20 protein-coding genes, 2 tRNA genes and 3 pseudogenes are annotated in these 23,049 nt (G+C 40.2%); 16 read left to right on the top strand and 9 right to left on the bottom strand.

What is annotated here, in order from left to right; translation table 11 throughout:
- Positions 1 to 253 precede the first annotated feature (253 nt).
- Both HC643_RS28395 and HC643_RS28390 read left to right on the top strand, forming a co-directional pair.
- The gene (locus HC643_RS28395; RefSeq protein ID WP_038090277.1) at positions 254 to 946 is read left to right on the top strand and encodes a response regulator transcription factor; all 693 of its coding nucleotides are present in this window, start codon (positions 254 to 256) and stop codon (positions 944 to 946) included.
- A gap of 50 nt (positions 947 to 996) precedes the next feature.
- Positions 997 to 2,232, top strand: coding sequence for a sensor histidine kinase (locus tag HC643_RS28390; RefSeq protein ID WP_050046774.1), 1,236 nt, complete (start codon positions 997 to 999; stop codon positions 2,230 to 2,232).
- Here the strand turns inward: HC643_RS28390 and HC643_RS28385 are convergent.
- Together HC643_RS28385 and HC643_RS28380 are read right to left on the bottom strand one after the other, a co-directional pair.
- Positions 2,225 to 3,139, bottom strand: a complete 915-nt coding sequence (locus tag HC643_RS28385; RefSeq protein WP_038090279.1) for a polysaccharide deacetylase family protein — start codon at positions 3,137 to 3,139, stop codon at positions 2,225 to 2,227. The genes HC643_RS28390 and HC643_RS28385 overlap by 8 nt on opposite strands.
- 170 nt (positions 3,140 to 3,309) lie before the next feature.
- Positions 3,310 to 3,603: a hypothetical protein gene (locus HC643_RS28380; protein ID WP_137986585.1), complete on the bottom strand. Its 294-nt coding sequence runs from the start codon at positions 3,601 to 3,603 to the stop codon at positions 3,310 to 3,312.
- Between the two features lie 210 nt (positions 3,604 to 3,813).
- Between HC643_RS28380 and HC643_RS28375 the strand changes: the two genes are divergently transcribed.
- The 9 genes and pseudogenes from HC643_RS28375 to HC643_RS28340 all read left to right on the top strand — a co-directional run bounded on the left by HC643_RS28375 (position 3,814) and on the right by HC643_RS28340 (position 12,002).
- Positions 3,814 to 4,686, top strand: a complete 873-nt coding sequence (locus HC643_RS28375; protein ID WP_063779576.1) for a hypothetical protein — start codon at positions 3,814 to 3,816, stop codon at positions 4,684 to 4,686.
- A 120-nt stretch (positions 4,687 to 4,806) separates the two neighbouring features.
- Positions 4,807 to 6,060, top strand: coding sequence for an HhoA/HhoB/HtrA family serine endopeptidase (locus HC643_RS28370; protein WP_038090283.1), 1,254 nt, complete (start codon positions 4,807 to 4,809; stop codon positions 6,058 to 6,060).
- Between the two features lie 88 nt (positions 6,061 to 6,148).
- Complete coding sequence (locus HC643_RS28365) at positions 6,149 to 7,147, top strand: RpoD/SigA family RNA polymerase sigma factor (protein ID WP_038090286.1); 999 nt, start codon at positions 6,149 to 6,151, stop codon at positions 7,145 to 7,147.
- Between the two features lie 189 nt (positions 7,148 to 7,336).
- Complete coding sequence (locus HC643_RS28360) at positions 7,337 to 7,855, top strand: peptidoglycan-binding domain-containing protein (RefSeq protein WP_038090290.1); 519 nt, start codon at positions 7,337 to 7,339, stop codon at positions 7,853 to 7,855.
- A gap of 88 nt (positions 7,856 to 7,943) precedes the next feature.
- A pseudogene (locus HC643_RS28355) lies at positions 7,944 to 8,633 on the top strand (sensor histidine kinase); the annotation flags it as partial.
- A gap of 203 nt (positions 8,634 to 8,836) precedes the next feature.
- Positions 8,837 to 10,162 carry a hypothetical protein gene (locus HC643_RS28350; protein WP_038090300.1) on the top strand — a complete coding sequence of 442 codons (1,326 nt, stop codon included), beginning with the start codon at positions 8,837 to 8,839 and terminating at the stop codon, positions 10,160 to 10,162.
- 349 nt (positions 10,163 to 10,511) lie between these two features.
- Positions 10,512 to 10,748 (top strand): hypothetical protein, encoded by a 237-nt coding sequence (locus tag HC643_RS41615; protein WP_038090302.1) that lies wholly within the window; start codon positions 10,512 to 10,514, stop codon positions 10,746 to 10,748.
- Positions 10,745 to 11,500 (top strand): nucleotidyl transferase AbiEii/AbiGii toxin family protein, encoded by a 756-nt coding sequence (locus tag HC643_RS28345; protein WP_038090304.1) that lies wholly within the window; start codon positions 10,745 to 10,747, stop codon positions 11,498 to 11,500. The genes HC643_RS41615 and HC643_RS28345 overlap by 4 nt, the downstream gene beginning before the upstream one ends.
- Positions 11,501 to 11,723: 223 nt before the next feature.
- Positions 11,724 to 12,002, top strand: a complete 279-nt coding sequence (locus HC643_RS28340) for a hypothetical protein (RefSeq protein WP_137986586.1) — start codon at positions 11,724 to 11,726, stop codon at positions 12,000 to 12,002.
- A gap of 110 nt (positions 12,003 to 12,112) precedes the next feature.
- Here the strand turns inward: HC643_RS28340 and HC643_RS28335 are convergent.
- The 5 genes and pseudogenes from HC643_RS28335 to HC643_RS28315 form a co-directional block, all read right to left on the bottom strand.
- A pseudogene (locus HC643_RS28335) lies at positions 12,113 to 12,273 on the bottom strand (IS630 family transposase); the annotation flags it as partial.
- 161 nt (positions 12,274 to 12,434) lie between these two features.
- Positions 12,435 to 12,506 (bottom strand) — tRNA-Thr (locus tag HC643_RS28330).
- Between the two features lie 75 nt (positions 12,507 to 12,581).
- Positions 12,582 to 12,664 (bottom strand) — tRNA-Tyr (locus tag HC643_RS28325).
- 132 nt (positions 12,665 to 12,796) lie between these two features.
- On the bottom strand, positions 12,797 to 14,617 hold the full coding sequence (locus tag HC643_RS28320; protein WP_038090457.1) for an ABC transporter ATP-binding protein: 1,821 nt from the start codon (positions 14,615 to 14,617) through the stop codon (positions 12,797 to 12,799).
- A gap of 197 nt (positions 14,618 to 14,814) precedes the next feature.
- On the bottom strand, positions 14,815 to 15,594 hold the full coding sequence (locus tag HC643_RS28315) for a DUF6816 family protein (protein WP_038090317.1): 780 nt from the start codon (positions 15,592 to 15,594) through the stop codon (positions 14,815 to 14,817).
- A gap of 570 nt (positions 15,595 to 16,164) precedes the next feature.
- On the opposite strand from HC643_RS28315, the gene HC643_RS28310 reads away from it, so the two are divergent.
- The 5 genes and pseudogenes from HC643_RS28310 to HC643_RS28290 form a co-directional block, all read left to right on the top strand.
- Complete coding sequence (locus tag HC643_RS28310; protein WP_038090320.1) at positions 16,165 to 17,043, top strand: DUF4388 domain-containing protein; 879 nt, start codon at positions 16,165 to 16,167, stop codon at positions 17,041 to 17,043.
- Between the two features lie 168 nt (positions 17,044 to 17,211).
- Positions 17,212 to 17,796: a roadblock/LC7 domain-containing protein gene (locus tag HC643_RS28305; protein WP_038090321.1), complete on the top strand. Its 585-nt coding sequence runs from the start codon at positions 17,212 to 17,214 to the stop codon at positions 17,794 to 17,796.
- A 237-nt stretch (positions 17,797 to 18,033) separates the two neighbouring features.
- Positions 18,034 to 18,588, top strand: coding sequence for a protoglobin domain-containing protein (locus tag HC643_RS28300; protein WP_038090323.1), 555 nt, complete (start codon positions 18,034 to 18,036; stop codon positions 18,586 to 18,588).
- Between the two features lie 454 nt (positions 18,589 to 19,042).
- Entirely contained in the window at positions 19,043 to 19,591 is a 549-nt protein-coding gene (locus HC643_RS28295; protein ID WP_038090325.1) for a GTP-binding protein, read from the top strand.
- A 70-nt stretch (positions 19,592 to 19,661) separates the two neighbouring features.
- Positions 19,662 to 20,036: pseudogene (locus HC643_RS28290) on the top strand (roadblock/LC7 domain-containing protein); the annotation flags it as partial.
- Positions 20,037 to 20,119: 83 nt separating this feature from the next.
- Here HC643_RS28290 and HC643_RS28285 read toward each other — a convergent pair.
- Both HC643_RS28285 and HC643_RS28280 read right to left on the bottom strand, forming a co-directional pair.
- Complete coding sequence (locus HC643_RS28285; RefSeq protein WP_038090329.1) at positions 20,120 to 20,524, bottom strand: ChuX/HutX family heme-like substrate-binding protein; 405 nt, start codon at positions 20,522 to 20,524, stop codon at positions 20,120 to 20,122.
- A 53-nt stretch (positions 20,525 to 20,577) separates the two neighbouring features.
- Complete coding sequence (locus HC643_RS28280; RefSeq protein WP_050046775.1) at positions 20,578 to 23,016, bottom strand: two-partner secretion domain-containing protein; 2,439 nt, start codon at positions 23,014 to 23,016, stop codon at positions 20,578 to 20,580.
- Positions 23,017 to 23,049 lie beyond the last annotated feature (33 nt).

The following is a 23,049-nucleotide window of genomic DNA, read 5'->3' as shown; positions in this document are numbered from 1 at the left end:
AATTTAGTCCGCGCAGGCGGTGAGTCCAGTCCTGCAGGCGGGTTTCCCGCCGTAGGGAACTGGCGAACCCGGAGGGACTTCGTTTGTATAGCCGTGATTTCTAATCACTAGGGCTTATTGGGGTTATAAAAATGGATTTGGTATAAGAAGCTTGCATAAATGTTTCCCTAGCATTTATGCAGGTACAACTCAAGAACAACTATACTGATTATTTGTTGATATATGGTAGGAAGACCCAAAGTAGGGTAACAAAATGAGAATTTTAATTGTGGAAGACGACGATCGCATTGCCAAACCCGTTGCAGAAGATTTGAAACACCAGCATTACGTAGTCGATGTAGCCTGTGATGGAATAGAGGGTTGGGAATACTCGCAATCTACCCAATACGATCTTATTTTATTAGATTTGATGTTACCTAAACTAGATGGAATTAGTTTATGTAAACGTTTGCGTGCTGCTAAATGCAATTCTCTCATCTTGATGATGACAGCACGAGATACCACTGCAGATAAAGTAATTGGGTTAGATGCGGGTGCTGATGATTATTTAGTTAAACCATTTGAATTAGAAGAATTAGCAGCACGAATCCGAGCTTTATTTCGGAGAATTCCAGAAACTCGTCAACCAGTATTAGTTCATGGCAATCTAAAACTCGATCCTAGTAGTTGTACTGCGACTTATCTAGATAACTTACTCTCACTTACACCTAAAGAATATATGATATTAGAATGTTTTATGAGAAATCCCAGTCAAGTTTTAACTCGTTCTGTAATTCTAAACAAATTGTGGAGTTTCGACAAATTTTCTGGAGAAGATACAGTAAAAACTCACATAAAAAACTTGCGTAAAAAGTTGAAAGATGCAGGAGGTTCTGAAAGCTTGATTGAAACAGTATATGGTATTGGATACCGTTTATCTGACGTAAAAATAGAGGCTGTAGATTAGCTATTGGGGGACCGGGCAATCAATTTGCTATAGGAGTTCTATCAGTATTTATGTTTGGTCAAATAAGATATCGTTTATTGTTATCTTACATGGTTGTTCTTGCATTAATCTTGGGATGTTTTGCAATAGCCGTTCGTGTTTTTTTTACTCGCAGTTTAACTCAAGAATTGACTGACAAACTGATTGACTTAGGAGAGGGCGCTGCTGCTAATGCAAGATTTGAAAATGGTCATGTAAACATAGAAAATGAATTCTCTATACTCAACATTACTGCTCGACATCAAGCATTACAATGGTTTGATACAAAAGGTCGTTTGATCGATCAGCAGGGAGAAGATGTTCTTAACTTACCTCTTGCTATGAATCGCACCATAAACATTCAAACAGAGGAAAAAAATATTCAAGCCGTGACTTTACCTATTATTGGAAGTGATGATGGAAAGCTCATTGGCTATGTAAGAGCAAGCCAGTCTCTCAATGATTTTAATGCGACTTTAAATAAATTAGATTGGGGGCTAACAGGAGGAATTCTGATTGCTATTATTTTAAGCAGTGTTGGTGGAGTTCTATTAACTCGTCAAGCAATGCAACCAATTGAAGATAGTTTTCAGAGACTTAAACAATTTACTGCTGATGCTTCTCACGAACTCCGCAGTCCTTTAATGGCAATTAAAAGTAATGCAACGGTAGCATTAAAGTATTCAGAAGGGATGCGAGAAGGAGATGTAGATAAATTTCAAGCAATTGTTAGTGCTACTCAACAAATGTCTGCTCTCACAGAAGATTTACTATTTTTAGCACGAACTGACAAAATTCCCAATAAAAAAAAAGATACAGTCAATTTAGCGGAAATTTTGGAGAACTTAATACTGCAATATAAACCTGAAGCTGAGAGTAAACAAATTCATTTACAATATGCAATAGGTGCTCCTCATTTGTACTTGCTAGGTGATGGCATACAACTGATGCGACTTTTTACCAATCTAGTAGCCAATGCACTGCATTATACGCCTGATGGAGGCAAAATCGAAATTAAAGCTCACCGTACAGGCTCTCATATATTGGTGAAAGTGCAGGATACAGGTGTAGGAATTGCACCTGAAAACCTTGAAAAAATTTTTGAGCGGTTTTGGCGAGCTGATACTTCCCGCTCGTATCACGGTGGTGGATCTGGATTGGGATTATCTATTGTCCGAGCAATTGTCCAAAATCATGAAGGCTCAATTGCTGTTACAAGTCAGCTAGGTGTTGGTAGCTGTTTTACTGTTCGCCTTCCGGTTAGTTGAGTTTAGAGGTTTGTAAATTTTGTTCCTTGCTCTGTATTTCTAGAAGCTCGGGAATTGTGACAAAGCTGTAACCTCGTTGTTTTAATTGACTAATAATTTGCGGTAAGGCTGCTACAGTTCTAGCTCGATTTCCACCACCATCATGCATAAGTACAATACCACCAGGTTTTGCCTGTTTTAAGACTCTGTTAACTAAGGTGTTGACAGAAGGGCGTCTGTAATCTTGAGAGTCATCAGACCACATCACAATAGTATAGTTTTTCTTTCTAGCATAAGCAGCAGGACCATTACTGAGTATTCCGCCTGGTGGACGAAATAATGTTGTTGACATACCAGTGATTTGAGAAATTAAATTGGCTGTGCGATCGATTTCAAATGCAGCTGTTTGCTGATTGAGAAAATGATACCAGTGATGCCAAGTATGGTTCCCGATCGCATGACCTTCTGCTACAATCTGCATTGCTAGCTTGGGGTATTGCTGAATATTTCTTCCTAAAACAAAAAAAGTTCCTTTTACATTGTTTTGATGGAGAATTTTAAGGATACCAGCAGTGGAATTCAACCAAGGTCCATCATCAAAAGTCAAGGCAATATATTTCTCCTTGTTAAGCAATTTTGCCTGGTAAACAATGGCTCCAGAAAATTGGGGTGGAACTGTCAGTGTCACAACCTTCGATTTAACATCTGGCTGGAAATTATTTAATTTTGTTGTACTTAAACTATTAGGAAGCGATTTAGATAATAACTGAGTGTTGTTAGTATTTTGTGGAATAGCTAGGTCACTTAGAATACTATAAAAATACTTGTTTTTGATATTTAATAGAAGACTGGGAGCTACAACACCTAATATAATTAGAAGTATAAGCGATAAAATTTTTGGGGATAGAATAATTTTTTGGCTTTTCATTTGAATTAAAAAAAGTTGGGTTTAATCAAGAGATAAAACCCAACCTAAATAAGATGTGGGGTGAGAATTTCTCTACTATGTAGAAAATTCCCTAGTAAGAGGAGAAAAACTGAAATCGTGAAATCAAGCTGTTGTTTGCTTCATTAGAAAAATTGATATAATTACTAAATTTACTTCTTGTTAGGAGTTGTTGGTGTTTTTACTACATTAGTACCTGTCTCTTCTTTGGTAGTTGTAGTCTTGGAATTTGTATTACTTGCAGATTTTTTGGCGTGTTGTTGAGATTTCTTTTTCTTTAGAGAAGGCTGTGTAGTTTTATGAACATTATTGACTGTTGGATTTGCTTTGTCGTTCTTTGAGTTTGCAGTCTGAGCTTGAGCGGCGAAAGCACCTTGTGACATTAAGCTAAGACTTAAAAGACTCATTAGACCAAGAGCAAAAACATTTTTAGTTGTAGTTTTCATGGTTTTCAAAACTTCTCTGTTCTCTGGGTTGTTTGTCTTGATGTGGTTAATGTATAAGGTAAAAGTGAAGAACTCGGAAAGATTTAATGGCATCTCTCAATTTTTTTAATATCCCTCGCTTTGGTTGCCATTTGTCACTCCACTCAAAATCTTCCCAAGTTCTTGACAAATTTTGTATATCTTAAGGTTTTTGCCCAAACATTTATAACCATGAACACTTCAACCAAAACTATTCTCATTGGTTCATTATTGCTTGGTTTAGGCATAAGTGAGTTATTAAAAACGAATGATGCAAGCAAATCTCCGCAACCTGTTGCCATTATGCCCCAGCATGATAACAGTTTCTTAACTGCTCAAAGTAGAGCTAGCACTTCCTATCTCAACGAGGTTGAAGAAAAACCAGATTCATCCAGACAGAGCGAACCCGAACCCAACAAAAATCCTATCCCTGTTTCCTTAAGTAAGGTCAGTCACTACAGTAAAATAGTATACAGTACTGTTAAAGCAAAAGACTGGCAACGTGCGACAGAGAATTTATTCTTCTTAGAAGATTCAGCACAAGGTATGAATCATGAAATTAACGGTGAAAAATCACAACTGGCAAAGCTAAATTCCAAAATTGCTTCCCTTAAAGGAACGATTGCAGTTCGAGATCGCCTAACTGCAATGCATTATGCCAATCAAATCACTCTGATTGCTGCTACGTTCGTAACGCACTTTCAGCCAAGAGTTCCTCTTGAGGTAACACAGCTTAACTACTACGGTCGCGAATTAGAAATTTGGACACCAACAGGGAACAAAGCTTGGTTGCATAAAACAGCTAATCACATGCGTCTTACATGGTATACAGTACGTCCGTCTATTTTGGTTCGTGGGGGAATCGATCGAGCACAGAAGTTTGATAAGTTGATCGACCGTGTTGAGGTAGCTTCTTCAGCTGCGGAGTACAGCCATCTAACTCCTCCTTTGCTTCAGGAGATGGACAACCTTGAAGATGTTTTTCTCAAAACCAGTTATACAAATCCCTCTACCCCCGCTCCCCATTTTGTGAGAACCCCGAGTTCTCCTGTCGTTGACCCCTAATCTCTATTCTCTAATTTTCCTGCTTTCAACAATCTTTCCAAGTTCTTTACAATTACTTCTTATCTTTAAAGACGCAGATTTATAAGATGAAGAACTGCAAAACTCAGAGATTTTTAGCTTATGAACACTTCAAAACATAATTTTCAAGATAACGATGAACAGAACATTGACTCCACTGCAAATCGTGATGTGAATAGACGTAACTGGAAAAAACCGATGAGTTACCTGGGTTTAGCATTGGTTTTAGCGGGATCGGGAATTACAGTTACAGGTATGCACTTACTGCAACCACAACAAGCAGCACTAGCAGTGACTCAAAATCCACCAGATAACTTAGCAACTGCTCGGGCTTCTAACTTTATCACAGAAGTTGTCGATCGCATTGGTTCTGCAGTAGTGCGGATTGATTCAAGTCACACAGTCAAACGTCCCGCATCTGATATTTTTAACGATCCCTTTTTCCGGGAATTTTTTGGCTCTGAAGTTCCCTCCCGTCCATCACAAGAAACTGTTCAAGGAGTTGGTTCCGGTTTTATCATGAATCCTAACGGTGAAATTTTGACTAACGCTCATGTGGTGAATGAAGCAGACACTGTCACAGTCACCTTAAAGGATGGACGTACCTTTAAAGGTCAGGTCGTGGGTAGCGATCCAGTTACCGATGTTGCTGTTGTCAGAATTAAAGCTAATAACTTACCGACAATCCCGCTAGGAAACTCCGAGCAACTCAAGCCAGGAGAATGGGCTATAGCTATTGGTAACCCTTTGGGTTTGGATAATACGGTTACGGAAGGTATTATTAGTGCTACGGGTCGCTCTAGTTCTCAAGTAGGAGTCCCTACCGAGCGAGTTAACTTTATTCAAACGGACGCAGCTATTAATCCCGGTAATTCAGGTGGACCCTTGCTCAACGCCCAAGGACAAGCCATCGGTATGAACACTGCTATCATTCAAAATGCTCAAGGTTTGGGCTTTGCAATTCCAATCAATACCGCCAAACATATTGCCAATCAATTAATCGCTAAAGGTAAAGTCGAACACGCTTATTTAGGTGTTCAAATGATGACGTTAACACCAGAATTAAAACAACAAATTAACAACAATCCTAATGCCCCTCTTAGTGTTGACGAATCTCAAGGTGTATTAGTTGTTAAGGTTGTTCCTGAATCGCCTGCAGCCAAAGGCGGAATTCGTGCAGGTGATGTGATTGTAAAGGTTAATAATGAATCTATAAATAAAGCGGACAGACTGCAACAAACTGTAGAAGAGACATCTATTGGGAGCAATCTACAATTAGAAATTCGCCGTAACGGTCAGACTCTCAATCTCAGCGTCAAACCAGGAGCGTTACCCAATACTCAGCAGGAAGGGTAGATTTAGTTATAGCAATTAGATGTGTATGCTCTCAAGATTAAGTTTGGATAATTTAGCTTAAATTTGTTCAATAAAGACTTAACGAATCATGTCTATCTCAACATCTCAACTAAGTTCTCTTCAACACACGCAAGACTCATTTTCTCGTAAAACTGATATAGTAGGCGCTTTTCTTCGAGACATAGGACGCATTCCTCTACTTAGCGACGAACAAGAAATTAACTTAAGCAAACAGGTTCAACGTTGGATGGCTTTGCAGTCCGCAAACCAAAAACTTACCGTTCAATTAAAACGAGAACCGACTCTTTCAGAGTGGGCTGTTTCTACCAATATGAGCGAAGAAGCTCTGCTAGAACGTCTTCGTGAAGGACAACAAGCTAAGCAGAAAATGATTCAGGCGAATCTCAGACTTGTTGTTGCGATCGCTAAAAAGTATCAAAGGCGAAATTTAGAGTTTCTTGACTTAGTTCAAGAAGGAACTTTGGGTTTAGAAAGAGGAATTGAGAAATTCGATCCAACTCGTGGATACAAGCTCTCAACTTATGTTTACTGGTGGATTCGTCAGGGAATTACACGAGCGATCGCAGACAAAGGGCGCACAATCCGATTACCCATTCATATGACGGAGAGGCTCAACAAAATCAAGCGCATTCAGGGTGAGTTATCCCAAAAACTAGGTCGCATTCCTACCTTCACTGAAATTGCCTTAGCATCGGATTTACAACCAAACCAGATTCGCGAATATTTACTATCTGCGCGTCCACCAATTTCTCTAGACTTACCAATAGGAGAAGAGCAAAATACAGAATTTCAGGAGTTACTAGAGTATAAAGGACTTTCACCAGATCGCTATGCGGCTCAAGAATCTCTTCGCCAAGACTTGCAAAAATTATTATCAAAACTGACTCCCCAACAACGAGAAATATTAACCTTGCGTTTTGGTTTAGCAGATGGAAATGAATTTTCTCTAGAACAGATTTGTCGGCGTATGGGTCTTAGTCGCGAACGAGTACGACAGATCGAAAAACAAGCTTTGAAGCGGTTACAGCTACAAGGAGATAAAATGCGCGGCTATTTAGCTAGTTAATCAACTGTCCGTATTGTATAGATTGTTACAGTAGTTGTGGAGAAGGGAATTTAACCTTACCACGCGTGACGAGCACCCTGACACAGTAAAAATGAAAAATTACTCTTTTGGGTACTGGTAAGGATGCGGATTTCCTCACAATCTCCTTGAAGTTTTTATTGATTGAGCATTCTTCAAGGAGGCTTTACAATGCAAGCTTCAACTTATATTAACAGACCTATCTTAAAACGAGGTTCTACTGGTTCACAAGTAGAAGAATTACAAGAACTGCTGAAAAAAAGAGTTCCTCTTCTTGATTGTATCGATTACTTAGATGTTAACGGTATATTTTGTAAAACTACTGAAGTAGCTGTTAAAGTTTTTCAGTTTCGCGTTTTTCTGGAAGACGATGGTATTGTCGGTCTAAAAACCTGGCAAGCCCTTTACCTGGGCGAACGCTTAAACTTACCACTATTGCGTTACGGTAGCCGTAGCAGAGATGTTGCTCAGCTTCAAAATGTTCTTAAATTTACTCCCATCGTTCAAGATTACATGGGTTTTAACGGTTATTACTTTGGAGCTATCGATGGCGAATTTGGTTTAAAAACCGAACAAGCTGTAAAAGTATTCCAAGAAGAAAAAGAATTGTTGGTAGATGGGGTGATTGGCACTAAGACTTGGAAAAGTTTGATGAATTTAGCAAGTATTATTAGCCACATTCATTTGTAAATATTGCGGGAGCAGAGCGATGGATGCTAGTGATGACCCTTAAAGCATTCTTTATCCCATGTTGGTTGATAAGAAGGACTAAGGTTGCTATCAGGAAACTGTACTATCACCGAGTGAGGAAATCATGAACCATGCTGATGAAATCGACTTGGATTATAGTTTAGAAGATTTACCCAAAGTTATGGATGCGATGGCGATCGCGTGCGATCGGCTCAAAAATATCAGTACCAGTTTACGGACTTTCTCCCGTGCTGATAAAGATTACAAAGTACCGTTTAATATCCACGAGGGTATTGATAGTACAATTTTGATTCTCAAACATCGCCTTAAAGCAAACGAACAACGCCCCGCCATTGACGTGATAACTGAGTATGGAGTTTTGCCCAAAATAGAGTGTTTCCCCGGTCAATTAAATCAGGTATTCATGAATATTTTGGCGAATGCCATTGATGCATTAGAAGAATCAAATAATGGACGGAGTTTTGAGGAAATTAACGCTAATTCCAACAAAATTTTTATTAAAACGACAGTCACAGAAAACCAAATTCAAGTTGTAATTGCTGATAATGGCATTGGGATGTGTGAAGAAGTCAAACAAAAAATCTTTGACAATTTATTTACGACGAAAGCTGTTGGCAAAGGAACGGGTTTAGGTTTGGCAATAAGCCGACAAATTATAGTAGAAAAACACAACGGTTCGCTCTCTGTGAGTTCTACACTTGGTAAGGGCTCTGAATTTGTCATTACCTTACCAATTCTAGCTCAAACTCTAAGTTAAATTGCCAATCTGGCTTGAGCCGTTAGCGAAGCTATTGCATTGTGAGATCGCACTCTAGAGAGAATAAATATGGCTGATTATCTTTATCTTAAAATAGTCTTACGTTAGAAACAGAACTTTACGTAGCAGTCTAAAATTTTGGTGTAGCAATTTTTGCAACTTGCTTGCGAAAAATTAGAATTTACAACTCCCGAAAAAATAATATGACTGCAAACAATCCCATACGGAAAAATCCTCTTCCATTACCAGCAACGCTAGCACGTCGCAACAAGTCCGATGTAGATGTGGGTGCGATCGCCAGAAGTGCATCCGTGCAGACGGATTTACGCGCCAAGATTGCCAGACCCGGACCTCGCGAACCAAAAATTGTTTCCACCGCGCACGGTCCCCTCAAGCATATTCTTTTTTGTTACCCTGCTTATGCTAGTGGAGAGTTCAGCTACAAACAGGTTTACGAAGATTTATTCCGTAAGTTACCTAAAACAACTCAATTTACGATCCTCACTCATCCAAGCGTTACTAACGATTTACTAGCAGCCCTTGATTCCACTCATGCAAGCGATCGCTCTACCATTGTAGAAGCACCTGATTTTTTGAATTTTCTTGTTTGGGCTGAAGACCCTTACGTGGTTGTCCAAGATACATCAACAACGGAAGGTACATCTTTCTTAGTTGAGCCTCACGTGTTTAGAAGATCGGGTGATGCGGCGATTGCTGAGTTAGTAGCAGAAGCAACCAATCTGCAAAGCATCCAGTCTCCTCTTTATTTCCAAGGTGGCAATGTACTGATTGGAGATGATTTTGTTTTCATCGGTACGGATTATCCAGAAGAGACCAAGAAGCTCATTGAAGAGGTAGGTAATATTGTAGTCCCCGAAGATGTTGAAAATATTGATGAATTTGTTAAAAATTTATACATCAAAACCTTCGACTCCAATCGCCAACTCATTTACATAGGTACAGAATTACCAGTTCCTCAACCGCAAGAACGTCCGATTACTATCGACGGTGAGGAATGGACTGAGGAGATATATACCGGAACTGGAAAGAAACAGCCCATATTTCACATCGATATGTTTATTTCGCTAGCAGGGCGCAGTTCTTCTGGCAAATATCGATTGTTGGTAGGCTCGCCCACTTATGCCGATCAAATTTTGGGACAAGAGCCTGTAGACCACTCGCTAGGGGAAATTTTTGATGATGTTGCCAAGACTCTAGAAGCTCGGGGCTTTGAAGTGATTCGCAATCCGATGCCGCTCACCTATGTAGATCTAGTTGATATTAAAGTGCGTACCTGGTATTATGCTACCGCTAACAACTGTTTGATAGAAATAGATGCAAACAGTGGTAACTCCGTGTGGCTACCAACATATGGTCATGGTGATTGGGCAGACTTAGCTCCTATTGATGCGGAAAACAAGCGCATTTGGGAAGAACTCGATTTCAAGGTTTACGAATTAACCGACTTTCATCCCTTTGTACAAAACCTGGGTTCGGTTCATTGTATTAAGAAGTATTTAGAGAGATAAAGCCTTCACCAATCGTCGATTTGGCTGGGATGCTAGTACAGAAATCTACGGTAATACCAGCCGCAAATACTTTCTTACAACCTGTGGCTTCAATCCCTTAAAGATTGATTGGGAAGATTCGGGGGAATGTTGGGGATAGTCCAAGGAACTTGTTAGAGCAAAACTGATTCTTAGGTATCACAACGTCTCTTTAAAAGTGCCCCTAGTAAACCATTCTGCATTAAATCGGTATTTACTAAGGCTTTTACGAAATTACCGGACCTCCTCCTGAAGTTATTTGGATAAAAATTAATTTTAGAATAAACTAATTCTAGAAAAAACGTAAACCAAAGTGGTTGATTAAAAAAGTATGGCAACCGCAAAACCAAAGATTAATTCTGTTGCTGTCCCAAAAAAATTACCCTTTTTGGAATCAATTTGTTGGCAGACTGCGGATGTGTATCGCTTCTCTCCAGAAGAAATGCTCAGTCGCTACGAGCGTGGTTGGCGATATCGCGACATATACAACAATCTAGAGGGTGAAGAAATTAATTTCCTTAAAGAACTTGCCAGACTTTATAAATCCTGGTTGTTAGTTGAGTTATGACCTTTAGATTCGACCATCATAATAAAATTCTTGAAATTCTTAAATCTTTAGATTGTGAAATACTTAAGAAGGGTTCTGCTTACTTTGGTGGCGGAACCCTTCTGGCTCTTGATTTTGAAGAATACCGATGGAGTAAGGATGTTGATTTTATTGCTTCTGTTAGTACAGAAGGATATAAATATTTACGTACAATAGTATTTGATGGTGGACATGAAGCATTATTTCGTGATTTAAGTAAAATCCAAATTGGGCGCGGTACAACAGATCAGTATGGGATACGCATGACAGTTATTGTAGGCGAATTCTTGATTAAGACAGAAATTATTGCTGAAAGTCGTTTTCGACTCGATCCTCCGAGATACCCCAAATGGTCACCTGTTCCGTGCTTAAGTTTAAATGATTGTTTTACCTCTAAACTATTGGCAAATTCTGACCGATATATGGATGATGGTGTAGAATCCAGAGATTTAATCGATTTAGCGGTTCTCAGGTTACAATGTCCAATACCTCAACCATCAATTGATAAAGCAGAAGAGGCTTACGAAGTCATAAGACCTTTAAAAAAAGCGATCGAACGCTTTCAGCAAAGACCAGATTACAGACACAAGTGTTTTGAGAATCTACAAATTGATGAATCTCAGATACCTAAAATTATTGATGGTGTTGATTTGCTTTCTATGGATTTAGGTTTATCCGAGACTCAAAGGATTTTTCGAGAACAGCATGATATCTTTACTGATTTAGAAAATTGAGTTTTGAAAATTCAAGAAGTTTAACCCCAGACAACTACTGCTATTATTGATTAGAAATTTAATATTAATTGGAGATATTAAGAATTATTTTTGTGCAAACTAGGATTAAATAGACTCAAAAATTAATTTATCTAATAATATAAAAACATTAAATAAGTTTTATTAATGATACGATAATATTAAACGTTTAAACACTCAGGCTAGACATTAAGACATAACAATTATGGACAGAAGAAGATCACCAAATTATGTACAACACAATGTGAGCATACCCAGACAGTTATCAACCCTTATTAGAATGATTTGCGCTAATGAGCGTAAATCATTAGGGGAGGCAACTGAAGAAGCTTTGACTTTATGGATAAATTTGCAAAAAGAAAAAATTGCAAATTTAGCTAAAACAAAAACCGAGTTTTCAAAAACTTCTGAAACTCCCAAGTATGTAAATAATATTTACAAGAAAGACGATTCATTCATTAAAAAAGAGGAAGTGTTTATATGAATCAAAAAATAAAAACATCAACCAATAGTACGACTAAAGTTAATGCTGACTTAGAAATTCACACTATTAATGGAGCCTTAAAGAGCATCAAAGTTTTTTACAAGGACAATTTTCCAACTTGTTATTGAACCAAGTGACACATCTAAAATTGTTTGAATTTCCTCATCTCATACTTGTAGCCTTGATAAACCAATTTCACCGCTAAAGCTTTTCTCTCCTCACGGGCATCTAGGCGATTATCTATAAATTCTTGTAGTTCCGCGATCGCATCTTGTAATGGATTGACTCTATTCAATATATTTTGACGTTAATTGATAAGCAATCCTGTTATGCAACTTCTATGCAACTAAGTTGTTTTAAGAAGATACTGTTAACGTAAAACCAATTCATGTAACTTGTTCAAAATCACTGATTCTTCGATACTCTTTACCAAGCCCGTGATGGGGATTGAACTCATGACCTCACCCTTACCAAGGGTGTGCTCTACCACTGAGCTACACGGGCAAATTTTACTTGAAGGTTGAGAGTTAGGAGATCGGAGTTTTGTTTATTGCTCATCTCTCTTAACTCTATTGCAGGTGGGCCGGGCTAGATTCGAACTAGCGTAGGCGCAAGCCAGCGGATTTACAGTCCGCCTCCATTAACCACTCGGACACCGACCCGTGTCACCCACGATTACTAATAGTAGCACAAGCTTTTGGAAATGCAAGGGGGGTGTGAAAAAAAATTTTTGGATTGGGGACAAGGAGGACAAGGAAGAAAATTCTACCGTGTCTCCCCCCTCTCCCTAACCTCTAACCAACCAATTCCCCAGTCTCTTGCAGGGAGTGCAAGCGATGGTAAATTCCTTCGTGACGCAGGAGTTCGTGGTGGTTTCCAACTTCTACTATTTTGCCTTTGTCCAAAACCACAATCTTGTCTGCTTCCCTAACTGTACTCAATCGGTGGGCAATAATGATTGTGGTGCGAGTTCCTAAAATTGAGCGCATCGCTAACTGAATTGAACGCTCTGACTCATAGTCCAAACTGGAGGTTGCTTCGTCAAACACCAGCACGTCTGGTTCGACTAACAACGCTCTTGCAATCCCCACACGCTGTCTCTGACCCCCAGAGAGCCTCACGCCTCTCTCTCCTACAACTGTGTAATATCCTTGGGGAAGTTGCTGTACAACTTCATCAAGTCTGGCTATTTTGCACGCTTCTTCAACTTGCTCGAAACTAGCATTGGGGTTTCCATAAATCAGGTTATCCAATAAGGTTCCGTTGAAAATATCTACTTCTTGGTGAACGATCGCCAGTCTGCGCCTGTAGTTACCTACGTTCAGAGTGCGAATATCCTCACCGTCAATCAGAATCTTACCTTCTTGAGGCTCAAAATACCGCAGCAACAATTTTACTAAAGTGGATTTACCAGAACCAGAACGCCCTACCAACGCGACTGTTTGATATGGCTCAATCAAGAGATTGATGTCTTGCAAAACAGGGCGCTCGCGATCGTATCCAAAGTTGACATGAGAAAACTCTAATTTCCCGGTAAATTTATAGGGATTGTCTGCAACATTTTTCTCTTCTAACAAACCCTCTGAATCCACTCCAGAAGGTTCTTTCAGAAAATCGTGGAACCGTACCATCGATATGTACCGGCGAGCAAAAATCTCCGCTAAGGTGCAAATAGGTTCTAATTCAGCGTATGCCATGCTAGACAGCGTGAGTGTCATGACAAAGTGACCGAGACTAATTCGCCCGTTCAGTGTTGCGGCTAAAGCCAAACCCAAGAGTGTAAAGACACAAAACTGAATAATACTTCTTTGCCAAGTCTGCAGTTTGACATAACCCTTGTGAATGCGGAATTCAACAAGTTTTAATTCGCGGGATAACCGGACTTTTTGCCGCTTTAGCTCTTTTGCTTCAGTTGCAAAAGCTTTAACCGTTTTGATATTGCTGATAATCTCCGAGGTACGGCTTTCTGTATCTTCCATGTACTTATCTAAGAGGTTATCGTGCCAAATCAACTTCTGTATTTTCTTGAGGCTAAATCCTAAGATCGCCACAAAGGAAATCAGGTACAGTAAAGCGATTCGCCACTCCACAAACCAGATAAACACAAAGATAGCTAGCACTCGAAACAGCTTGGGAAGTAACTGTCCGGAAATTTCAGGGTAAGTCCAAGTGTGGTTGGCAATTCCTCTTGCTACTCGTCCGGCAATACGTCCGGGGTTATTTTCGTCATAAAATTCTAAAGGTAAGGTAAGAATTTTTTCTATGGCTGCTTGGCTCTGAACGTGACGCGCCTTTAAGGCAATATCCCAGTGAAACCAATTGCTCAACCAAGGCTGCGTTGGTGCTCTCGCCACTGTAGCTAGAAAAATTAAACCCAGTAATGCTCCTAACTCTAAAGGTTTGCTTACTGGGTAGTGGATCAGGTTTGATAAATTTGCGATCGCGTCTTGAAGTGTTTTATCTAATGGTTGGTTGGACAAAACATTTAAAATTTGTCCGATAGCATAGGGTACCACCAGATCGATGACCTCATACATACTGGTGGCTGCGATACTAAAAGCACCAACCGACCAGTAGGGACGAAAGTAGTTGAGAAGATCTCGAAAATTAGCCATGATGCACACTACTCTTAGAGCGCGAACCTGTAACTGAGGTTTTAATACTACACGTATACTACAAAAGAGTCAAGAGTTGAGATATGTAAATCTTTCTTTGGGAGTAGGATTTAGGGAGTGGGGAACTCAAAACCCCACACAGTAGGGATTGGGGAGAGATTGGGGGTTAGGTTATTGATATTTCTCCCAGCCCCCAATCACCACTCACTGTTACGAAAAAATTCCAGCCGATACCGATACAGCGCAACGGGTCGAGAACCAGCACTGAAGTAATTTGGATCTTGCGGTGACAGGTAAACAGCAGTCACTTGATCTGCTTCTATTGCAGGGCTTCCAGCAAGACCATCTAATTTGTGATATGCAGTTGTGGATTCAACAACATTAAAGAAAGGACGCCCACCACCTTTAAATATTTGTTGAAAGACTTCTGTTCCAATGAATTTGCCATCACCTGTCGTTTCTGTGGCGCGTCCACTAATTGTAGAAACAAGCTGGCGATCGCCACGCAAAAAAGTAATTTGACGATTGGGAGTTTTTGGATCTACTTTGACAGATAACACAGCATCACTCAGATAAGCCCGTGCCAAATTTAAACCGTTAAAAGCTCTATCCGCTACAACTGCGACTGACTTGCTATTGATTGTGGGAATGGCTTTCAGCGCTATGGCTGGCAATTTTGATTTGACAAATCGTACTTTGAAACTTATGGGTTTGTTGAGGTACTGACGATTACCTTCAAATCCGGGTGTAACAATGTCCGGTGCTAAAGGTGCAGCTAAATCGGAAAGTGTGCTTTTCACCTCCCAATCACCCTCCATCCATTCTGGGTAAACTAAATCACCTACAGCAGGTTGTACGGATGTTAGTTTTTCCCAACGCTCGAAATTTGCCAACTTTTCAGATAATTCTCCAGCTTCTGCTGCTCCACCCCAATACAGATATAACAAAATTAAGCAACAAGCCCAAATAATTTTCATAATCGCGATATATGTTAATTTATTTTAAATTATTCAATGCGATCGCTCATATAAGAAAAACTTAGGTTACTTTTTTATCATCAAATTTAACAAAGACATAACAAAACTAAATACAAACATTTGTCTCTTAACTAAAATACCATTTAAAAGAAGCTCAAGGATTGAGCAGAGACTCAAACACGACTTCATGCTCTAGAACTACTGATTTTTTTGGTGGAGTGGAAGTTGCACACTAACACCGAAAGGTGTACAGATCTACCCTAGTGCTCATCGCCCGATTCTGATAGAAAGGCAGCCATCAACAAACTATTTCTTGAATCAATACGGGTAGATAGTATTTTTTACTATCTCAATGATTCCACGATATGTATGTATATAAGTATACTTATAAAATAATCTATATATGTAAATTTCCTGAAAAAGATGAACCGGAAAATTTCTTGTCAGTAATATTACTCTTTTTAAAGCTAAAGGAGGGTATCTATCCTTGCTAACAAGATGTTTTAAAAGTCGCATAACGATCGGGGTGCAAGTTGATATAAATCAATCATCGAAAGAGTACTTGCACGAATGAGTCTATCTAGTTCTTTTACGGATTTTTCTTTAGCTGAATTGTTCCAACTGATCGACCACGGACGAAAATCTGGTTGTTTAACAGTTTGTACCTTACCAGATCTACAATCTCCCATGTCTAAATCCCAGTATTTCTACATCTGGTTTAGACAAGGAAGAGTGGTAGCGGCTGCTCATCACTTGCACGGTCAGGAGTTAATTTCTAAAATTGTCAAGCGAGGCTTGGCAAATTGGAAAGTTATAGAAAAAGTTTGTACGGATGCTCCTACAGCTATACCTCTTGGGTTACTGCTGAAAACTGAAAGTCTCCTAACAGCCGAGCAACTCAACCTGCTGTTTGCAAACCAATTACAAAAAGTTCGGGAACTTTTTGAAATTCAACAAGGAGTATTTAAACTAGATAGCAAAGCAGCTTTGCCTCTAGAAGAAATGACCGGATTAAGTCTCAGAGCAACGGAAGTGGCTCTGATAGCTTTAAGAGCATTAAAAAACTGGAAAGCACTAGAAGATGTTTTGCCAAATCCCAGTTCAGCTGTCAAAAGTATTTCTCACGCTAAACCACAAATTCGCTTGCACGCTTGTGAATGGCAGGTATGGGAATTCGCTAATGGGAGTGTTTCTTTAAATGCGATCGCAGCCCAAATCAATCAACCTCTTGCTTTAGTTCAACAAGCGACTTTCCGGCTCATGCTTGCGGGTTTAGTGGAAGAAGTTCTCACAGTGACATCAACATCAAACTTAAATGATGACTCTTTGAATTGGGACTTCATCGAAAATTCTGAAATGAAACGCCAAAAATCAAAGGAATCGGAAGCACTCAAAATCAGCACTTCATTTTTGCAAAATCTAGTTGGTTTTTTAAAGAGCAAAACTTGAAAATAGGGGTTAGGAAAGACCCAACGACCATTTTTATTTGTCCTAATGTTAGGACAAGACATGAAGGCTACTAAATTGACAGACACTAGAAACACGACTCCCTGCCAACCACTCACCACTATAGTGTAATAATAAAATCACAACATTAAAGTATGTGCTGTAGTTACCATGCCTTTGGGCAAAATTCTGAATCTACTGCTAGTAGCACTTGAAAGAATATCAGCTAAGCCTGCAAAAGTAACAGACGAATTGCAAACCACAGAAGAGTTGCCTTCAACCACTACTGTGGAAAATACAGAAGTTAGTGGAGAGAATGTCTCAAATTTGTTATCCTTGACAGAAGCCGCTAAATCCCCTCAATCAGAAATATTTGAGGAAAAAAATGCGATCGCATTTTCTAGACTCCAAGATGAGTTACACAACTTTGTCTCCGGTAGTGCTGAAGTTGAAGGTGCAATTATTATTAGCCCTGATGGCGTGGCGCTAGCTTCTGTGTTATTACCAGGTATGAATGAAGAGCGTACTGCTGCAATGTCAGCATCCATGCTTTCATTAGGGGAACGTTTTGGACACGAACTTGCCCGTGGTGCTATCGATCTGATTGTAGTGCAAGGAGAGCGAGGTTACGGAGTTTTAGTTGGTCGCGCTCAAGAGGCTTTTTTGTTAGTTCTTGCCAGTCCTGCGGCTAAGCAAGGCATACTGTTTCTAGAAATTAAACAAGCATTTACCAAAATAGCCCATTTGTTGAACTAGAAGAAGGTAGTCCTGATTTATCAGTTTTGATGGGGTAAATTAATCTAACTCCCGGCTTCTTATCGGAGTTGGGGAGCTAGCAGACCGATGAAGAACATCCTTCTTCCACGCTCTCTATTATCAAGTAACAGAATGTAACGAAATTTTGTATAATGTATAAAATTTTGCTACTTTTTAGTGGCTGCGTAAGCATACTAGCTGAAGAAATGTTTGTTTTAATACTTAGGAGAACTCACAATGGCTTTAAATCCATATACGTTTCTGCTGACATTAGAGAAGCGTGCTGGTTTTACAGATGAAGATAAAGCTTTGCTTCAAGCTAATGCAGATTGGGGAGTCAAAGTTGCTCCAGCTATGACCAATCACTTTTATGCCTACCTCGGACGCGATGAGGAAATGAATAAAATTTTACACACCGGAGAAGAACGCATTCATCGCTTGCATGAAACTTTTATACAATGGTTTCAAGAAATGTTTACGGGTATTGATAATTGGGGTCCTGCCTATGCAGACCGACGCTGGAAAATTGGTTTAGTTCACGTTCGTATTGGAATTGGACCTCAGCACGTTGTACCGGCAATGGCAACAGTCATACATGAAGTAGCCAAAGAGCTACAAGTGGAAGGTCAAAGCGAAGCACTGAAAGATTCTCTCAGTCGTATCTGTATGATTGACTTGGCTTTTATCGAACAAGCTTATGTGGAAGTCTCTTCAGCAGCTGTTCTCCAGGAAACTGGTTGGACAGAAGGTTTATTTAGGCGCTTAATTGCGACTGGCGCACGTTCTATGTAAAACTGGTTCCCAGAGCCATAACAGGGTAAGCAATACGACTAAAGCCGCCTCTAAGGGGTGCATATGCCAATGTACTTTTAGTAACTGAGAAATACTACTTATAAGCGGATTAGGGGGGGAACATTTCACAACGTAGTTATTTAGAAAATTTAGTATTTAAGTTTGAAAACTTACTAACTACTGTTGTAAAATCCCAAAGATAGCAATAAAGCTAGTTCAGGGTGTGCAATCTGTCATGCAATTTTTATATCGTTTGCATCAGTTGAAACAAAAAAATTGTTGTCACATTACCTGAAGAGGATAAAACAATAATGTATCTCGTCAAGTTATCTCTGTTTGTAAAGTCAAAGTTACAGAGTAAGTTCATTATTATATTTACGTGGCTTGAGATTACCTGCGACATTTCCCCAGCGCTTGGATGTGGCTCCAAGGGCTGTAACCTTATGAGGTATCAATGGCAATTCTACGCGTAGTAGTTACAGGAGGCGTAGGCGCAGGAAAAACGAGTTTGATTCGTACAATCAGTGAAATAGAAGTCGTGGATACCGATAAGAAAGCGACAGATGAAGTGCGACAACTGAAGGAAAAAACTACAGTTGCTTTAGATTTTGGACGACTCACTATTGCATCGAATCAATCGCTCCACCTATATGGTACACCCGGTCAACTGAGGTTTGACTTCATGTGGGATATTCTAATTGCCAAGGCGCATGCTTACATTTTGCTAGTAGATGCTCATCGTCCAGAGCACATAAGATTTGGACGGCGGATACTCAGCTTTGTCAACCAACAAGTGAAACTCCCGCATATCATTGGCTTGACACATACAGATTGTCCGGATGCATGGGATGCAGAAGACGTAATTCTTGCTTTGGGATTGCTAGATGAGCGTACTCGACCGCCAATTGTATCTGTCAACGCGACTAGTAAACCTTCCGTAGCACAAGCTTTGATTGCTCTTGTTCAAGAGATCGGTAACTTTTACCTAAATACTAATCCGTAGCCATTTTGTTAAGCGATCCGAGTGCATACCTATAACAATATCAATACAAACAACACCCTTTTGGAGAGGTAAAGCCATGATTAATGTTTCAATGTTGCAAGATGAATTACAAAATTTTGTGTCTAGCAGTGCTGAAGTTCAAGGTGCAATCCTTGCTAGCCCTGATGGATTGGCGTTAGCTTCCGTGCTGACAGTAGGAATGGACGAAGAGCGTACTGCTGCTATGTCAGCGTCCATGCTATCACTTGGAGAACGCATCGGACGCGAGCTGGCTCGCGGTAGTGTTGACCGAATTGTGGTAGAAGGTGAGAAAGGTTACGGTATCTTAGTAGGCTGCTCTCAAGAAGCTGTTTTATTGGTTCTTGCTAGTGCAGCTGCTAAGCAAGGTGTTTTGTTTTTAGAAGTCAAACGGATTGTGTCTAAGCTTGCGCCTTTGCTGGCATAATTCAGGCATGGAGTAGCAAGATACCCGGCTTCTCAAGGAGGTCAGGTATCTGACTGGCGTAAATAAAACTGGATGTGGCAAACTTAAATCTCAGATGGTGCAGGTTCCCACACTTCGCCGTACTTTTCGCGCAGACTCTGCCAAGCCTCTACTTGACCGGGTTCATATTCTCCTGGTTTCCCCCACTGCAAAAAGACACTTAAAGCTGGTTCCTGTTTTTCATCAAGAAAGCGGATGGCATAAGTCGTAAAGTTACCTCTTTTTGCCTCTCCTGTTTCAAATTTTACTTGAGTAATTTTATCCATATTCAAGTGAAATTCAAAACCTTCGGTATGCATATTCGCATATTTCCCTTTAGGTAATTCTGCATAAAACAGCTTTTCTATCTTGCCCCGCGCTTCTAAGACAGCCGCACTACTTGTGACAATAAGACGTAATGTACCCAAAGTCTCACAAGCTTCTAAAAATTCCTTTAACGTAGCTGTCATAGTTAAATGTCCTTTCTTCCGTGTCTAAATTTTATAGTACTAGAGCAGACAAACTAATGACAGGTTAGATCTTGTGGGTTGGGAATAGATCCGTCCTCATTTTCGGCTGTTAACACTATGCGACCATCAGGAGTTATAAATAACTGTTTTGCCTCGGTAATGCGATCGCCCAATTTCCAAGTCTGAATCTTTTCTCTGTTGACTCGTCCTTGTCGCTCCTCACGTCCTGAAACTGGTTGCACTTGCGTGACAATATAAGGTATGGTGCCCTCATTTGGTGTTTCTGGCAAACCACCATTACCTGTGACAACAAAGCTTCCACGGGAGGCATTTCTGCTAGCCAAACAGCTATTTGCCACTATAGTATCAGTCGCAATAAAATTGCTAGGCTGTTCTTGAAGAGAGCTTTCCTGCTTAATCTCGGGACTGGTTATATTAATTATCCCGTTAATCCCTAGTTCGCTAGAGGCGGTAATGTCGCTATCAGAAGAGCGGAAGATACCTTGAGTATTAATGTTGATATTACCGCCTTTGCCTTGAGATGCGTTCGCGGTAATATCGCTGTTTTCAAGTTGAGCTATAGCTCCCACATTCAGCGTAATGTTGCCACCATTACCAGAACCGCCAGCAGTGGCGCTAATAGAACTACCACGACGCATCATCAAGGAATTTGCTTGCATGAATATGTTGCCACCTTCACCCAATCTGGTTGTGGCAGAGAGAGATCCTTGATTATCTAAAAGAATAGAGTCAGCATTTACCTGAAGTTTACCCGCCTCTGTCGGTCCGTTATTCGCAACAGCTACCGTACCTTTATCTCGAACAACCAGACGGTCAGTATTAATATTTACACTACCTGCTTTTCCAGTAGGATCTGTGTTAAATCCATTAATAATAGAGCGAATTTCTGGGGAAGTTGCAGACGACGTGATAGTGCCACCACTCACATCAACTAATTCTGAAGTATTGATAGTAACACTTCCAGCATTTCCTTGACCAATAGTCGTAGCATTGACTCTCGCTCCGTCTCGAACTGTTAATCGTTGAGCATTGACAATCAAACTACCGCCATCTCCATTGTTGAAACTACCGACCCTCAAATCAGTCGGTCCTCCAAAACTTAGATCTTTGCCAATCAGTTCTACAGTCTCAGCATTCACTGTCAAATCTCCTCCCGCTCCAACACTATATGATGCAGTGGAAATGATGGCTCCATCAGTAGCAGTTAACCGCTTAGTCGATATACTTAAATCACCCGCATTGCCAGTAGAACCACCATTCACGCTCACAAAAATGCTACTGAGAAAGCGGGGATTCAAAGGTGACGAGCCGAGCACTTGTACCGAATCTGAAGCATTTATACTGACATTGCCAGAATCTCCAGCACCAAAGGTTCTAGTGACGATTTGTCCACCTTCTTGAAAAGCCAAGTTTTTGGTAGAAACTTTAATTTCTCCACTAGCTCCAGATGTCGTTGTTTCAGTAGTAATACTACTGCGAATTCTTCCATCTGCGGTTGTACCGATAAATTCCAGTGATTCCGAGGCGTTAACATTGATACTCCCTCCCGGTACTGAAGAGACTAAGTTTTGAACGAGCCCAACAGAACCGTCTGCTAGTCGTACTTGGCGTCCCGCAACGTAAATTCCACCACTGCTATTAGACTCACTCGCATCTAAAGAGGATTTTTGAGAAAGTTGAATATCTCGAAAGTCAGAAACTCCTTCATAAGAAAGTGTAAATCTAGTAGAAGCCGAATTTATCTTGACCTGACCTGCGCCAACACTTCCCAATTCAATTCGTCCTTGTTCTGCAACCAGTTGACCGCCTTCTAAGGAAATACCCCCTCCAACCAACGCCAGCGTTCTTCCCGGTTGCACGCTTAACGCTTGGGGATTCGTCTCTCGGGTAAAGGGTGGGAAAGCATCTTTGGGTGTCGGAATAAATCTTAGGTTATGACCTGTACCCTCTACCCTAATAGGTGCTGGATTGCTACCAAAGCCCAAGCCAATAGGAACGCTAACTGTCAGGACAGGAACCGATTGAGAATTGGCACTAAATTGCGTCCCGTCAGCAAAGTTAATACTGCTGGCTGTTGTACCCAAAAATGACCCTTTCAAATCCAAGCTTGCACCCGTACCGAACACAATGCCATTCGGATTCATCAAAAATAAATTGGCATTGCCCAAAACGCCTAATGTACCGTTAATAATAGATGGATTTGTGCCTGTCACTCGCGTGAAGATGTTAGTAACATCTGTGGGGTTACTGAAGTAAACACTGCGTCCGGCATTAATATTAAATTCACTAAAGCTGTGGAATAAATTATTACCCTTAATAGTGCCACCATTAATGACATCACTTAATTGTCCATTCGGTATCACTTGAGTTCCAAGTGTAGCGTCCGGAGTCACTTGCGCCATAGCCTGAGTCGGAAAAATCAGGGTAAGCAATCCCACCCCATACAATTGCCACCAGTTCTTCATATTCATAATCTAAAATCTAAAATCTAAAATCTAAAATCA

The sequence above is a fragment of the Tolypothrix bouteillei VB521301 genome, from assembly GCF_000760695.4.
GTDB classification, from domain to species: Bacteria; Cyanobacteriota; Cyanobacteriia; order Cyanobacteriales; family Nostocaceae; genus Scytonema; species Scytonema bouteillei_A.
The sequence above is the reverse complement of the archived record's forward strand: the minus strand, read 5'-3'. Positions and strand labels throughout refer to the sequence as shown.